A 14,237-nucleotide genomic window follows, 5' to 3' on the forward strand; every position below is an offset into this window, starting at 1 on the left:
ATCTTTCCTGCAAGGTGGTGAAACGAAGTGGCTAATATACGTGACATACGTCGGCGGATCCGCAGTGTGAAAAACACGCAGCAGATTACAAAGGCGATGAAGATGGTTGCTGCGGCGAAGTTGCGGCGTGCCCAGGAACGGGCTACAATGGCACGCCCGTATGCGGCAAAGCTGGAAGAGGTAATCGGCAGCATCGCGAAAGCGGGGGGTGCGCGGCACCCTATGCTGGTCAAGCGTCCGGTGAAAAAAATCGGTTATGTTGTGATCGGATCAGATCGAGGGCTGGCGGGTTCCTACAACGCGCAGTTGGTTCGACACGCGTTAAACGAGTTTCACAACAAGTCAAAAGATGAATATGTAATCTTTGCGATTGGTCGGAAAAGCCGTGACTTCTTCGTGAAGCGGGGATATCCGGTGGTTGGCGAAATTACCGGGCTGCCCGATTTCCCTACATTTGCGGATATTAAACGGGTGACAGAATCTGTTGTGAAAATGTATGAAGAAGGAACCTATGACGAGGTGCATTTGATTTATAACAAGTTTAATTCGGCGATCTCGCAAGTTCCTGTAACAAAGCAGATTCTCCCGTTAGAAGATGTTGGCGGAGAAGCGGCAACCGCAACGAAAGCCAATTACCTCTACGAACCGTCGGAGGAAGGCGTACTCGACGTACTCCTCCCGAAATATGCAGAAACGCTGATTTACACTGCGTTACTTGAATCAAGAGCTTCTTTCTATGGAGCCCAAATGACAGCGATGGGCAATGCGACGGACAATGCATCCAGCATGATCTCGTCATTGACATTGGCGTTAAACAGAGCTCGACAGGCGGCCATTACCACGCAGATTACGGAAATTGTCGGTGGGGCGGAAGCGTTAAAGTAGTTTGACGATTGGAGGGAAAACGATGAACAGGGGACAAGTGGTTCAGATATTGGGTCCTGTGGTGGATGTCCGGTTTCCGGAAGGGCAATTACCTGAACTGAACAATGCCTTGACCATAAACTATAAGGCGCAAAATGAGAAAGAAGTCGACATTAAGCTGACTTGTGAAGTGGCTGTTCATTTGGGAGACAATGTGGTGCGATCGATTGCGATGTCTTCTACGGACGGATTGGTACGCGGTATGGAAGTGGTGGATACGGGTGCCCCGATTTCCGTTCCGGTAGGGCAAGCCACTCTTGGCCGAATTTTCAACGTATTGGGAGAAGTGATTGACGAAGCTGGCGATCCGGGAACAGAGGAAAGACATCCGATTCATCGCCCGGCACCGGAATATACAGATCTCTCGACGAAAGTGGAAATTCTGGAAACAGGCATTAAAGTTATCGATTTGCTCGCACCGTACATCAAGGGCGGTAAAATCGGACTGTTCGGCGGTGCTGGTGTTGGTAAAACGGTTACGATGCAGGAATTGATTCACAACATTGCGAAGCAGCACGGCGGCTTCTCCGTGTTTGCGGGCGTTGGAGAGCGGACCCGGGAAGGGAACGACCTTTACCATGAAATGAAAGATTCCGGCGTTATCGATAAAACAGCGATGGTGTTCGGTCAGATGAACGAACCGCCGGGAGCCCGTGCGCGTGTGGCATTGACCGGTCTGACAATGGCTGAATATTTCCGTGATACGGAAGGCCGTGACATTCTGCTGTTTATTGACAACATCTTCCGGTTTACGCAGGCAGGTTCCGAAGTGTCTGCTCTGCTTGGACGGATGCCTTCTGCCGTGGGTTATCAGCCGACCTTGGCGACTGAAATGGGTCAGTTGCAAGAACGGATTACGTCGACTAAAAAAGGTTCGATCACATCGATTCAGGCGATTTACGTTCCGGCCGACGACTATACCGACCCGGCGCCAGCGACTGCGTTTGCTCACTTGGATGCAACGACCAACCTGGAACGGAAAATTGCGGAATTGGGGATTTTCCCTGCGGTGGATCCATTGGCTTCCACTTCCCGTGCATTGTCTCCTGACATTGTTGGCGAAGAACATTATCAGGTGGCGCGCGGTGTTCAGGCAGTTCTGCAGCGTTACCGTGAACTGCAGGATATTATCGCGATTTTGGGTATGGATGAATTGACCGACGAAGACAAATTGACTGTTGCTCGGGCGCGGAAAATCCAACGTTTCTTGTCGCAGCCATTCTTTGTGGCGGAACAGTTTACCGGTACGCCGGGCGCCTATGTTCCTGTGAAAGAAACCGTTCGCGGGTTTAAAGAAATCCTGGATGGTAAACATGACGATCTTCCGGAGGGTGCTTTCCTCTATGTAGGAACGATCGACGAAGCGGTGGAAAAAGCGAAGAAAATGTAATCCTAGGCCATGAGGCTGTAGGAGGGAAAGAATATGAAAACTGTGCCTTTGGAAATTGTAACACCGGAACGGAAAGTGTTTGCGGAGGATGTACAGATGGTCATCGCGCGCGGTGGCGCTGGCGATCTCGGTATACTTCCGGGGCATACTCCGCTTGTGACCACCTTAAAAATATCCGCTTTGCGGATCAAAATGCAGGATGGCAGCGAGCGACATGTGGCGCTTTCCGGCGGTTTTATGGAAGTCAAACCGGAACATGTAACGGTTTTGGCGGAAACGGCCGAAATGCCGGAAGATATTGATGTGAACCGGGCGGAAAGGGCCCGTGAACGTGCCGAACAGCGACTGGCTCAAAGCGGCGCGGAAAACATCGACTATCGACGTGCAGAACTTGCGTTGCAGCGGGCATTGACCCGTTTGCAAGTGGCGAAAGGGAACGTCCGCAGGTAAATAAACCCCTGTTTGAAACCGATTTTACCTTGAGTAAGGCGGTTCAAACAGGGTTTTTATTTTGTATCCTACATATTTTTGGTGAAGTGGAAAGTATCGCCAGTCTAGCAAGTATGTTATAATACGTTTGTGTGAAAACTTTCTCAATATTGGAGGAATGCCGCTTGTTCACGTATTGGAACAGTTATTTATTCGTAACATTGTTCCTTTTGCTGGGCATTGCACTTCCAGTTGGCTCGCTCATGGTGCTCGGGCCTCTTTTGCGTCCGAAAAAACCCACCGCCGAGAAACTGTCAACATATGAAAGCGGTCTTGAGCCATTTGGAGAAGCACAGGTTCGTTACAACATTCGGTATTATCTGTTTGCCCTACTATTTGTTGTGTTTGACGTGGAAATTCTCTTCTTGTATCCTTGGGCAGTGTCATTTATGAAACTGGGCGCATTTGGGCTGGTGGAAGCATTTATCTTTATCGTACTGCTTGTCATCGGATTGGCCTATGCCTGGAAGAAGAAGGTGTTGGAATGGACGTAATCAATGGCTATAGTCAACAGCCTCGTGTAGAATTTGAAGGGTTTACACCGGAAGAGTCGATGGAACTGCAGCAGGCTGGCGTTTTTGTTGGCGGCCTGGAACAGATTAAGGCTTGGGCACGAAGCAACTCATTATGGCCAATGACGTTTGGTTTGGCATGCTGCGCCATTGAAATGATGGGAACAGGTGCCTCCCATTATGATTTGGACCGGTTTGGGATCATTTTTCGCGCGTCGCCCCGGCAATCGGATTGTATCATCATTTCCGGTACGGTGACAAAGAAAATGGCACCCTTGATCAAACGTTTGTATGAACAGATGCCCGATCCGAAATGGGTTGTATCGATGGGATCTTGTGCAACGGCCGGCGGACCGTATGTACGCTCTTATTCCGTTGTCAAAGGGGTTGACCAGTATATTCCGGTTGACGTATATATTCCAGGCTGTCCGCCATCGCCGCCGGCGTTGATCTATGGCCTTAACAAACTGCAGGAAAAAATCCGCCTGGAGGCCAAAGGGAAGAAGGTGCCTCGTACATGACGGATGAAAACAAGAATGTGGATTTGACGAACAATCAGCCAACTTCGGAGGAAGCAGATCCGAAAAAACAAGCATCGGAAAAACCGGTGTCACCGGCAGCGTCGGAACAGACACCGGTTGTAAAACCGGCCGCTGCCAAACCAACCGTTGAGAAACCGGCCGCAGCCAAAGAAGCGGCGCCTCAGAAACCGGATCCGAAAAAAGAAGCCGCGCAGAAAGAGTTGGACCGTTTTCGACAGCAGATTGTGGCGAAATTCGGGGAATCCGTATTAGAAGAAGCAGTGCTCGCCAAATACCAACCTACCTTTGTAATCAAACGGGAAGATTGGCGGAATGTGATAGAATATCTCCGGTTTGACGAGAGCTTGCTGTTTGATTATCCGGAAGTGATGGCGGGAACCGACTATCCGGACAAAGGCTATATCGAGGTTGTTCTGTATCTGTATTCGATGAAGCATGGCTATTTTGTCACATTGAAGACGCGTGCCCCTCGCGACAATGCGGAAGTTCCTTCTGTAACTCCGATCTATGGCGGAGTCAATTGGGAGGAACGGGAGATCTATGATTTGTTGGGAGTTACGTTTACCGATCACCCGGATCTGAGACGAATTATGATGCCGGAAGATTATGAGGGATATCCGCTGCGGAAAGACTTCAGTGTATGGAAGGAGTAGAGGGGAACAATGGCTGAAATTCGAACAGAAGAAATGCTTTTGAACGTCGGCCCTCAACATCCCAGTACGCATGGAGTGTTTCGGGTAGTCGTTAAAATCGACGGTGAAATGATAACGGATGCTACCCCTGTAATCGGGTATTTGCATCGGGGAACGGAAAAACTGGCGGAAGATCTGCAGTATCCGCAGATCATTCCTTACTTTGACAGGCTTGATTATTTGGCGGCGATGCTTAACAACCATGCAATTGTCAATTCTGTTGAACAGGCAATGGATGTGCAGGTGCCGGAGCGAGCCGAATATCTTCGGATTATTGTGGGCGAGATGAACCGGGTTGCCTCCCATTTATTGTTTTTGGGAGCCTATCTGTTGGATCTTGGCGCAATGAGTCCGTTTTTGTATGCGTTTCAGGAGAGGGAAACGATCTGCCAAATGTTTAACGAAATCAGCGGCGCCCGACTTACATACAACTATATGCGGATTGGCGGCGTGAAATGGGATGCTCCGGTCGGCTGGCTGAACAATCTGAAAGCGTATTTGCCCCGATTGCGGGAAAAGATGAAAATGTATAACGATCTGGTGACAGGAAATGAAATTTTCCTCAGCCGGGTTAAAGGGATTGGCGTGTACGACAGTGAAACGGCAATCAATTACGGGTTGTCGGGCATCAACTTGCGCTGTACCGGCTTCAAGTGGGACCTGCGCAGAAACAAACCCTATTCGATTTATGATCGATTTGATTTTGAAATCCCAGTCGGCCAGAACGGTGACTGCTTCGACCGTTTCTATCTGCATGTATTGGAAATTGAGCAGTCGATCCGAATCGTCGAACAGGCGCTGGAACAGATCCCGGAAGGTCCGATTTTGGGGAAAGTACCGAAAATCCTGCGCGTCCCGGCAGGCGAATATTATGCGGCAGTGGAAGGAGCCAAAGGGGAATTGGGAGTGTACATTGTCTCGGATGGCAAAGACAAACCGTATCGTCTCAAAATAAAACGGCCTTCTTTTGTCAATTTGCAAATTTTGCCGAGTCTCCTAAAGGGACAGAATATGGCGAACTTCATTGCAATACTCGGAGCGGTTGATATTGTGCTGGGGGAGGTTGATGCATAATGTGGAACCTGCTTTGGGGATGGATTGATCAGCCTTTAACCGCCACTTCAGCGCTTTTTATGATTATCGGTGCTGTTGTTGTTCTGGCGGTCGTTCTTGGCGTAGTAACCTACAGCATTTATTTTGAACGGAAAATCATTGGCTGGATGCAGGGACGGATTGGGCCTAACCGGGTAGGACCATTTGGATTGTTCCAATCATTCGCCGATATTCTGAAATTGTTGATTAAAGAGGACATTGTTCCGGCAAAAGCGGATCGCCTGATGTTTCTGGTGGCGCCGATGATCACATATGTCCCTTCATTTATGGTGTTGGCTGTCATCCCCTACACGGCGCAGCATTGGTTTACCGCACAACTGAACGTTGGGATTCTCTACTATATTGCGTTGTCCTCGATTTCCATTATAGGGATCGTATTGGGTGGATGGGCATCAAACAACAAGTATTCGTTGATTGGCGGACTTCGTTCGGCTGCGCAGATGATCTCGTATGAAATCCCGCTCGCATTGTCGATGTTGGGCGTGGTACTGATGGCGGGTTCCCTGAACCTGATCGATATTGTCAAGGCACAGGAGAATTTTCCGTATGTTTGGTATGTCGTGCCGCAGATTCTTGGTTTTGTTGTGTTTATTATATCCGCTACAGCGGAATTGAACCGCACGCCTTTCGATTTGCCGGAAGCAGAGTCGGAGCTGGTCTCCGGGTACTTCACCGAATATTCCGGTTTTCGTTTTGCCTTCTATATGTTAGCTGAATATGTCTACATCACCGCAATGGCCGGGTTGGCAGCCGCGCTGTTTTTTGGCGGCTGGTCAGGACCTTTGCTGCCAGGATGGCTTTGGTACGCGATTAAAGCAAGCGCGTTTATTTTCCTGATGTTCTGGCTGCGGGCCACTTACCCGCGTGTGCGGAATGACCAACTGATGGGGTTCAGTTGGAAAGTGTTGATCCCATTGGCGCTGCTAAATATTTTTCTGACTGCGATCATTAAGATCGCCATGATGTAAGGGGTGATACGATGTTTGGACTGCTGAAAGGGTTAAGCGTAACGCTTAGCCAAATTCCCAAAAAGAAATACACCCTGATGTACCCTGAACAAAAGCCGGAATGGCCAAATCGTTTTCGCGGCATCCACAAGTTTTACCCGGAGCTTTGTATCGTGTGCAACCAATGTGCGCGCATCTGCCCGACAAGCTGTATTTCATTGTCAGGCAGCCGCGGAGAGGACAAAAAGCTGCACATCGAAACGTACGACATTAATTTCGAAATTTGCATTCTTTGCGATTTGTGCACAGAAGTTTGTCCGACGGAAGCGATTCAGATGTCCGATACGTTTGAATTGGCCGAATACAATCGAGATGCGCTTTATAAAACAATCGATTGGCTGACAGAAAATGGGAAACAGTATGACAAACGGAAAGGATATGACCAGGATACGCCTGGAGACGAGTTTGCCGCTCAATTTACCCCGGCGATGCTGAGTAATTCCCGTACGTTGAGAGGGTCCACCACACCGGTAGCCGCAGGTGGAGCGAAAGCGGAGGGTGCCGCTAAGCCGGCTGCGAAACCGGCAGCAGAATCCAAACCTGCAGAAACACCGCAAAATCAAGCAGAAAAGGCGGGTGACGCCGAATGATGTTGCCTGTCCTTAATGGTCAAATGATTGCTTTCATTCTGATCAGTTTGGTACTGATTGGTTCGGCGGTCGCTATGCTGTTTTCCAGAAAAGTAATCTATATGGCTCTCTTGATCGGCGGCGTTTTTATCGGTGCAGCCGCGATCTACATTTTGCTTGATGCGGATTTTGTCGGGTTCGCCCAGATACTGATCTATGCGGGCGCGATTACGATCTTGATGCTGTTTGCGATCATGTTGACCCATCATGGGGAGCAAAACGAGAAACAGGGAAAAGGGCATACCGTTTTTGCCGTCATTTCGGCGGGAGGTCTGCTTGTCTTGCTGTACTGGGGATTCAACAGCATCGACTGGTCAAAATGGAATCAGTTGTCCCCGAAGACTCCCAATCCTGTTTGGGGAGACAACTCGGTGCAGGCGATCGGAAATGCAATCTACACCAGTTACGTGATTCCGTTTGAATTAATTTCGGTAGTTTTGATCGTGTCGTTAGTTGGGGCAGTCATTCTTGCTCGAAAGGGGGAAGAATGATGGAACCGACAATTGTTCGATATCTCCTGTTGGCGGCGGTTTTGTTCTGCCTCGGGCTGTTCGGGGTTTTATGGAAACGGAACATTATCATCGTGCTGGTTTCGATCGAGTTGATGCTGAATGCGGTTAATATTAATTTGGTCGCATTTTCAAGGCTTGGTTTATCGCCCAATATAAACGGTCAAATATTCGCATTGTTTGTTATGGTAATAGCAGCTTGTGAAGTAGCGGTCGGTTTGGCAGTTTTGATTGCAATTTATCGCAATCGCAGTTCCAGCGATATTAAAGATATGAATCTTACGAAATGGTAACGGGGCAGGTGATCGGATTGGTAGCTTATGCTTGGCTGGTTCCTTTTTTTCCGTTAGCAGCATATGCGCTGTTATTCCTGTTTGGCCGTCGCGGGCAGGAGGGTATTGTTGCCGCTCTAGGAGTAATTGCCACTCTGTTATCGTTGATCGTCTCTTTGTTGATATTTGGAGATGTAGCAGCGAACGGTTATAGTGGAACCTATAATTTCCGCTGGTTACAATTTGGAAGCGCGACATTATCGATTGGTTTTGAAGTGACGCAGCTAAATGCCATCATGCTGGTGGTGGTAAGCTTTGTAAGCACACTGGTGCTTCTGTTCTCCAAAGGATACATGCACGGAGATGAGCGGTTCAGGGTGTTTTACCAGTACTTGTGTTTGTTTGTTTTCTCCATGTTGAGTCTTGTTATTTCGCCAAATTTGATGCAGCTGTACGTATTCTGGGAACTTGTCGGACTCTGTTCGTACCTGTTGGTGGGCTTTTGGTATTTCAAGCCGGAAGCAGCTTCCGCAGCCAAAAAATCATTCGTGGTGACCCGGATTGGCGATGTCGGTTTGTTTATCGGCATCATTCTGCTGTTTTTATCAACAGGCAGTTTTGAATACAAGCCGATTTTCGAATTTGCCGGTTATGTGGCTCAGTATTCGAGTGCGCCGCAGTCTGCCGTATGGTTTGCGAGCCACCCTCCGTTCGGTATGAGTCCGGAGCAACTGGTTACCGTTTCTGCCATTCTGATTTTTATCGGAGCGGTTGGAAAATCGGCCCAGTTCCCGTTGCACGTCTGGTTGCCGGATGCAATGGAAGGTCCGACACCGGTCTCGGCGTTGATCCACGCGGCGACGATGGTGGCCGCCGGAGTGTATTTGGTAGCTCGCACATTTCCGTTATTTTCCGCAGCGCCTGCCGCATTGACGGTTGTCGCCATAGTCGGTGGCTTTACCGCGATTTTTGCGGCGGCAATTGGCCTGACGCAAAACGATATCAAGCGTGTGATCGCCTATTCCACGGTGTCCCAGTTAGGGTACATGATGTTGGCGCTCGGTGTAAGCGCCTATGCGGCATCCGTTTTCCATTTGATGACACATGCTTTCTTTAAAGCATTGTTGTTCCTGGGTGCGGGTTCGGTTATCCACGCCGTACAGACACAGGATATCCGCGAAATGGGCGGGCTGTGGAAGAAGATGCCTGTAACTACATGGACGTTTTTGTTTGGTGCGCTTGCCTTATCGGGAATTCCGCCGTTTGCCGGCTTCTGGTCAAAGGATGAAATATTGACGGCCGCATATGGCAGTGGTCATGTAACGTTAGGCGTATTGGCAACTATTGCTGCATTTTTTACGGCGTTTTATATCTTCCGGGTGTTTTTCCTGACGTTCACCGGAAATTATCGGGGAAATCCGGAAGTGCATCCGCACGAAAGCGGTGCCGTGATGACAATTCCGCTGGTCCTGCTGGCGATTTTAGCGCTTGTCAGTGGATTTGTGAATGCGCCTTTCTTGGGAAGTCCGTTCGAACATTTCTTGCAAGGGACGGGTGAAATCGGCGCCGTCTATTCGTTTGATGCGAAAACGGCTGTTATTTCCGTAGTAGTAGGACTGGCGGGCATACTGTTGGCTTATCTGATGTATGGAAAAGGCGTGCTGAATCCCCGTTCCGTGCGGCAGGCGAGCGGTCCGTTGTACAATTTGTCTTTCAACAAATTTTTTATCGATGAATTGTACAAAGGAATCATTGTGACACCGGTTGTTCTGATCGGAAAAGGGTTGGATTTTGTCGATCGGTGGGTGATTGACGGAATCGTAATGATCGTTGGACGGATGGGAGCATCCGCATCGCTCATTCTGCGGAACGCGCAAAACGGTCAGATTCAAACATACGGATTGGTCACATCGCTTGGAGTATTGCTGCTGGTAGCAATCAGTCTTTATATAGGAGGGGTGTTGCAATGAACGGTTTACTGGTCGCTTTACCTCTCCTGCCGTTAATTGGAGCGATTTTGCTGCTGTTTGTGCCACGCAACGCCAATTCACAAATTAAGGCAGTCGCCTTATTGGCAACTTTGTTGCCTGCCTTGGCTGCAATTGTAATCGCAAGCGGTTTCCAGACGACCGGCGGCATGCAATATTTGTTCTCGAAAAATTGGATCGCGGTGCCGTTTGCATACACAGATGGCCCCTTGCGGATCGGACTCGATTTTGGCGTGGACGGTTTGTCGCTCCCGTTCGTTCTGTTGACAGCCATCGTGAGCGTTTTAGCCATGTTGGCTGCATGGCGCACATCGCTTCGTACAAAAGAGTACTTCGTCTGGTATCTGCTGCTGCTTACCGGATTGTATGGCGTGTTTGTGTCCCTTGATCTATTCCTGTTCTTCCTGTTCCTTGAACTGACGTTGATCCCGATGTATTTCCTGATCAGCATTTGGGGAGCTGAAAAAGGCCGGCAAACGGCTGTCAAGTTTCTTGTTTATCGGGGACTGGCCTCAGTCGGAATTCTGGTTTCGTTTATTGCGTTAGCCTACTTTGCCGGTTACGGAAGCGGCTCGATGAGCTTCAATATGAGCCAGATTGCAGCTTCATTCGGCCATATTGCATCGCAAATTCCGTTAGAAATCAAACGATGGATTTTTGCGGTTCTATTGATTGCGATTCTGATCGAAGAAGCATTCTTTCCGTTCCACACGTGGATGCCCGATACCCATGAGCAAGTGACACCGGCGGTATCGATGATTGTGGGCGGCGTTTTGATGAAAGTGGGGGCGTACATCCTGTTCCGGATTGGAGTCGGAATTATGCCGGACATGGTGGCCTATTTTGGCAAATGGATGGCGGTCATAGGCGTCATCAACATCGTATACGGAGCGTTGGTTGCGATGGTGCAGCGAGACTGGCGGCGTTTGTTGGCATTTTCAACCATTTCCCATATGGGAATTATGCTGTTAGGTACCGCTTCGCTGACAGTTGCCGGATTACAGGGGGCGGTCTTCATGACAATCTCGTCCGGTCTTCTTTCCGCCTTATTGTTTTTCCTGGTGGGTGCGATACAAGAACGCACCGGTACAACATTCGTGGATGCGATGGGCGGCATTTCCAAACAGATGCCTGTTTTATCCGGGTTTTTGCTGGCGGGTGCACTGGGATCGCTCGGTTTGCCTGGCATGAGCGGATTCGTATCGGAGCTGGTTTCGTTTATTGGGTCGTTTCAAAAGTTTCCTGTTCTGTCCGTTGTTGGAACATCCGGCATTATCCTGGCAGCCGTTTATATGCTTTGGGCGATGCAGAAAACGACGTTTGGCCCGACAGCCCTTGCGGCTGAGGGAATACAGGATGCGAAGGCAGCCGAATACATTCCGATGGTGCTGCTTCTGGCGACCGTTGTACTAATTGGTGTCTATCCGTCCATTTTGGGCGACCTGATAAATCCGGCCTTGACCCAATTGGTCGCAAGGATAGGGGGGTAGACGATGCAACAGACAACTGTGCAAATGATCAACTTTGTTTCGTTGTGGAATGTAATGGCGCCTGAAGTGGTTATGGTGCTTGGCGGGTTCATTCTGTTAGTGATCGATTTGTTCCTGAAAGAACAGCAAAAAAGGGTGCTTCCTTGGCTCGGAATGCTGGCGGTGCTTGTGGCAGGTGGACTGGTGATTGCGAACATGGTGCACCTGCAATCGGCCAAAGACATAAAAGCATTGTCAGATTTCCTTTATATCGTAGACGACTATGGGAACATATTTAAACTGATTGTGTTAATGGGAACGTTCTTCACGCTCTTGATGTCGGTCGATTATCTGAAACAAGTACAGATTCCGCGTGGAGAATACACATACTTGCTGCTGTTTGCCACAGTCGGCGCGATGGTCATGGCATCTTCATTAGATTTGATCACGTTGTTCGTCGGGCTGGAACTGTTGTCAATCGCTTCTTACGTAATGGTAGGCATTCGCCGAAATTATGGAAAATCAACGGAAGGCGCCATGAAATATCTGGTTATTGGCGGAATTTCTACTGCCTTAACGCTTTATGGAATGTCATTTGTTTACGGGCTGACAGGCACCACCAATATTTCAGCAGCCATTCAATCGTTTTCAGCGCTTTGGGGAGAATTTCATTTTCTCTTCCTGCTGTCCCTGGTAATGATTGTGGCGGGACTTGGCATCAAGCTATCGCTTGTACCGTTTCATATGTGGACGCCCGATACTTATGAGGGGGCGCCCACACCGATCACCGCCTTTCTGTCTGCCGTTTCCAAAGCGGCTGCATTAGCCATTCTGTTCCGGGTTCTCTTGTTCCTCTATTCCGGGTTTATTTCAGAATGGTACATGATCATTGTTGTGATCGCGATATTAACCATGGTGATCGGAAACGTAGCGGCTCTCACCCAAAAAAATATCAAGCGGATGATGGCTTACTCCAGCGTTGCGCAGGCCGGCTATCTGCTGGTGCCGATAGCGGTATTGGGAAAATCCGAAACATTGTTAAATCTGCTGCAGTCGATGTCAGAACTGGTATTCTACTTAGGGGTTTATGTGTTAATGACGATGGGGGCTTTTGCGGTAATCTCGTATGTCACACGGCAAACCGGTTCAGAAGATATTGATTCGTTTCGCGGATTGTATCAGAGATCGCCTTTTCTGGCGATTGCAATGACCGTTTTTATGCTGTCGATGGCAGGAATGCCCATTACGGCAGGTTTTTTTGGCAAGTTTATAATTATCCTTGGTGCCATCCATGCGCAGTCATTCTGGTTGGCTGGAATTATGTTCGCGGCTTCCGTCATCTCCTTCTACTATTACTTTGGAGTCATGCGAGCGATTTTTACAAGCGTTTCGAACGGAACTTCGTTACCTATGCGGACGCCGGGCAATCTGTCATTTTTAATCGGAGTTGCGTTAATCGGGATACTTGGCCTCGGAGTTGTACCCAATGTCCTGCTGACTGTACTTCAAAATCTGAAATGGTTCGGCCCGACAGCGTAACATGTATCCGAACCCTTCACTTTCCACTTTGACAGGAATTTACAGCTTGATGCAGTTGCTGATCTTCCTGATCACAATTGTGGTGGCCTGGTACGGCCTTGGCAGTGTGAAATGGGATTTGTTCCTCCGGAATCACCGAACCGGGCAGGCGTTGGTATTGCGATTGTTGCTGGCTATTACAGTCGGTTTTCTCGTCGGACAATTTTTTTTACAGTACCTAAATGCATCACTCTTATTGAAAAATCTGTTTTAACAGCTTGGCGAAAACCAAGTTTTCTTTAGAACCGGTTGTCGGAAAATGCGTGGAACGCGTTTTCCAACGCCGGTTTTTTGTATAGATCCTCTCAATTTGGCCAAACTGGTTGATAACGTACTAGATTTGCCTTTGGGAGGAAACAGGGATGAAACGTTGGACCGTTTTGCTTTTGACTCTGTTCGTTTTTTTAGGAACGGCTGCGGCCCTGCCGGCCGATTCGTTGGCAGGAAGAGACATGCAGCCAGACGAGATGTTGATTCGCGCATTTCAGATATCGGGTGCAAAGCTTGAGGGGTATGAAGTGCACAATTGGTCAATCCTGAATGATAAAGTGATGGATATGGGGCAGCTTGCCGAAATGGCCGACCGGTTAAATAAAACGATTCAGATCCAAGATTCTGTTGCGGAACAAAGAGAGGACAGCGAAAAAAGGACTTATCAAATCAACGGAAATTGGGGAGGTCAGACGCAGACGTCGCTGCTTTTGACTTCCATAAAAATAAAAAATCAGAAACCGAGCACTGTCATGGTAATTAAAATAAAAGGAGAGACAAACCGATTGCAGGATATCGGCCAATCGGTAGAGAAAGTTAAGAATACGGTAAACAGGATTGGTGCAACGGCACATATTAGCACTTGTATCAAGGGTTTTTTCAATGATAGAATTGAAACAAACAATCGTGATATGCTTGTACAACAGGTATTTGCGGCGGTGCAAGCGTCAGAAATTGAAGGGATACATACACAGTCCCTGACCAGCGTATCGGGCCGTTCTTACTTGGTCAAAGATACGATTACAACCGGTAAGCAGCAAATGAATCTGCAAATAGCGGTCTACCCGGATGAATACCGAAACGAGACCCGCTTTCTTATCGGATCGCCCATCATTACTATCGAGTATTAAGA

At 48.7% G+C, this 14,237-nt stretch carries 15 protein-coding genes and 1 pseudogene; all 16 read left to right on the plus strand.

The genetic code is table 11. The features are described 5' to 3' along the window. The first annotated feature begins 27 nt into the window (after window positions 1-27). Window positions 28-885, plus strand: coding sequence for an ATP synthase F1 subunit gamma (gene atpG / locus skT53_RS13900; protein ID WP_200758015.1), 858 nt, complete (start codon window positions 28-30; stop codon window positions 883-885). Window positions 886-907: 22 nt separating this feature from the next. Then, a complete protein-coding gene (gene atpD / locus skT53_RS13905; RefSeq protein ID WP_200758017.1) occupies window positions 908-2,314 on the plus strand; it encodes a F0F1 ATP synthase subunit beta in 1,407 nt (468 codons plus the stop codon). A gap of 33 nt (window positions 2,315-2,347) precedes the next feature. After that, on the plus strand, window positions 2,348-2,764 hold the full coding sequence (locus skT53_RS13910) for a F0F1 ATP synthase subunit epsilon (protein WP_200758019.1): 417 nt from the start codon (window positions 2,348-2,350) through the stop codon (window positions 2,762-2,764). Window positions 2,765-2,928: 164 nt separating this feature from the next. Further along, a complete protein-coding gene (locus skT53_RS13915; protein ID WP_200758021.1) occupies window positions 2,929-3,297 on the plus strand; it encodes an NADH-quinone oxidoreductase subunit A in 369 nt (122 codons plus the stop codon). Further along, the gene (locus tag skT53_RS13920) at window positions 3,288-3,836 is read left to right on the plus strand and encodes a NuoB/complex I 20 kDa subunit family protein (RefSeq protein WP_404828874.1); all 549 of its coding nucleotides are present in this window, start codon (window positions 3,288-3,290) and stop codon (window positions 3,834-3,836) included. Before skT53_RS13915 ends, skT53_RS13920 begins: the two co-directional genes overlap by 10 nt. Next, window positions 3,833-4,510 (plus strand): NADH-quinone oxidoreductase subunit C, encoded by a 678-nt coding sequence (locus tag skT53_RS13925; RefSeq protein ID WP_200758023.1) that lies wholly within the window; start codon window positions 3,833-3,835, stop codon window positions 4,508-4,510. Before skT53_RS13920 ends, skT53_RS13925 begins: the two co-directional genes overlap by 4 nt. 9 nt (window positions 4,511-4,519) lie before the next feature. Further along, entirely contained in the window at window positions 4,520-5,623 is a 1,104-nt protein-coding gene (locus tag skT53_RS13930; RefSeq protein ID WP_200758025.1) for an NADH-quinone oxidoreductase subunit D, read from the plus strand. After that, window positions 5,623-6,630, plus strand: coding sequence for an NADH-quinone oxidoreductase subunit NuoH (gene nuoH, locus skT53_RS13935; RefSeq protein ID WP_200758027.1), 1,008 nt, complete (start codon window positions 5,623-5,625; stop codon window positions 6,628-6,630). The genes skT53_RS13930 and nuoH overlap by 1 nt, the downstream gene beginning before the upstream one ends. Before the next feature lie 11 nt (window positions 6,631-6,641). Then, window positions 6,642-7,037, plus strand: a pseudogene (locus skT53_RS13940) (NuoI/complex I 23 kDa subunit family protein); the annotation flags it as partial. Between the two features lie 218 nt (window positions 7,038-7,255). Then, entirely contained in the window at window positions 7,256-7,789 is a 534-nt protein-coding gene (locus skT53_RS13945; protein WP_200758029.1) for an NADH-quinone oxidoreductase subunit J, read from the plus strand. Then, entirely contained in the window at window positions 7,789-8,100 is a 312-nt protein-coding gene (nuoK, locus tag skT53_RS13950) for an NADH-quinone oxidoreductase subunit NuoK (RefSeq protein ID WP_200758031.1), read from the plus strand. The genes skT53_RS13945 and nuoK overlap by 1 nt, the downstream gene beginning before the upstream one ends. Continuing rightward, entirely contained in the window at window positions 8,094-10,049 is a 1,956-nt protein-coding gene (gene nuoL / locus skT53_RS13955; protein ID WP_264175971.1) for an NADH-quinone oxidoreductase subunit L, read from the plus strand. The genes nuoK and nuoL overlap by 7 nt, the downstream gene beginning before the upstream one ends. Continuing rightward, entirely contained in the window at window positions 10,046-11,557 is a 1,512-nt protein-coding gene (locus skT53_RS13960; RefSeq protein WP_200758033.1) for a complex I subunit 4 family protein, read from the plus strand. The genes nuoL and skT53_RS13960 overlap by 4 nt, the downstream gene beginning before the upstream one ends. A gap of 3 nt (window positions 11,558-11,560) precedes the next feature. Continuing rightward, window positions 11,561-13,075, plus strand: coding sequence for an NADH-quinone oxidoreductase subunit N (locus skT53_RS13965; protein ID WP_200758035.1), 1,515 nt, complete (start codon window positions 11,561-11,563; stop codon window positions 13,073-13,075). A gap of 49 nt (window positions 13,076-13,124) precedes the next feature. Further along, the gene (locus skT53_RS13970) at window positions 13,125-13,328 is read left to right on the plus strand and encodes a DUF1146 domain-containing protein (RefSeq protein ID WP_200758037.1); all 204 of its coding nucleotides are present in this window, start codon (window positions 13,125-13,127) and stop codon (window positions 13,326-13,328) included. Between the two features lie 148 nt (window positions 13,329-13,476). Continuing rightward, window positions 13,477-14,235 carry a YwmB family TATA-box binding protein gene (locus tag skT53_RS13975; RefSeq protein WP_200758039.1) on the plus strand — a complete coding sequence of 253 codons (759 nt, stop codon included), beginning with the start codon at window positions 13,477-13,479 and terminating at the stop codon, window positions 14,233-14,235. The last annotated feature ends 2 nt before the right edge of the window (window positions 14,236-14,237 follow it).

The organism is Effusibacillus dendaii (assembly GCF_015097055.1).
GTDB lineage: Bacteria > Bacillota > Bacilli > Tumebacillales > Effusibacillaceae > Effusibacillus > Effusibacillus dendaii.

Excerpts from the sequence above, each read along its gene's own strand:
- skT53_RS13910 (WP_200758019.1), top strand. The coding sequence starts at position 2,348 with ATGAAAACTGTGCCTTTGGAAATTGTAACACCGGAACGGAAAGTGTTT.
- atpD (WP_200758017.1), top strand. The coding sequence starts at position 908 with ATGAACAGGGGACAAGTGGTTCAGATATTGGGTCCTGTGGTGGATGTC.
- nuoL (WP_264175971.1), top strand. The coding sequence starts at position 8,094 with ATGGTAACGGGGCAGGTGATCGGATTGGTAGCTTATGCTTGGCTGGTT.
- skT53_RS13925 (WP_200758023.1), top strand. The coding sequence starts at position 3,833 with ATGACGGATGAAAACAAGAATGTGGATTTGACGAACAATCAGCCAACT.
- skT53_RS13975 (WP_200758039.1), top strand. The coding sequence starts at position 13,477 with ATGAAACGTTGGACCGTTTTGCTTTTGACTCTGTTCGTTTTTTTAGGA.
- skT53_RS13930 (WP_200758025.1), top strand. The coding sequence starts at position 4,520 with ATGGCTGAAATTCGAACAGAAGAAATGCTTTTGAACGTCGGCCCTCAA.
- nuoK (WP_200758031.1), top strand. The coding sequence starts at position 7,789 with ATGGAACCGACAATTGTTCGATATCTCCTGTTGGCGGCGGTTTTGTTC.
- nuoH (WP_200758027.1), top strand. The coding sequence starts at position 5,623 with ATGTGGAACCTGCTTTGGGGATGGATTGATCAGCCTTTAACCGCCACT.
- skT53_RS13970 (WP_200758037.1), top strand. The coding sequence starts at position 13,125 with ATGCAGTTGCTGATCTTCCTGATCACAATTGTGGTGGCCTGGTACGGC.
- skT53_RS13945 (WP_200758029.1), top strand. The coding sequence starts at position 7,256 with ATGATGTTGCCTGTCCTTAATGGTCAAATGATTGCTTTCATTCTGATC.
- skT53_RS13960 (WP_200758033.1), top strand. The coding sequence starts at position 10,046 with ATGAACGGTTTACTGGTCGCTTTACCTCTCCTGCCGTTAATTGGAGCG.
- skT53_RS13920 (WP_404828874.1), top strand. The coding sequence starts at position 3,288 with ATGGACGTAATCAATGGCTATAGTCAACAGCCTCGTGTAGAATTTGAA.
- skT53_RS13965 (WP_200758035.1), top strand. The coding sequence starts at position 11,561 with ATGCAACAGACAACTGTGCAAATGATCAACTTTGTTTCGTTGTGGAAT.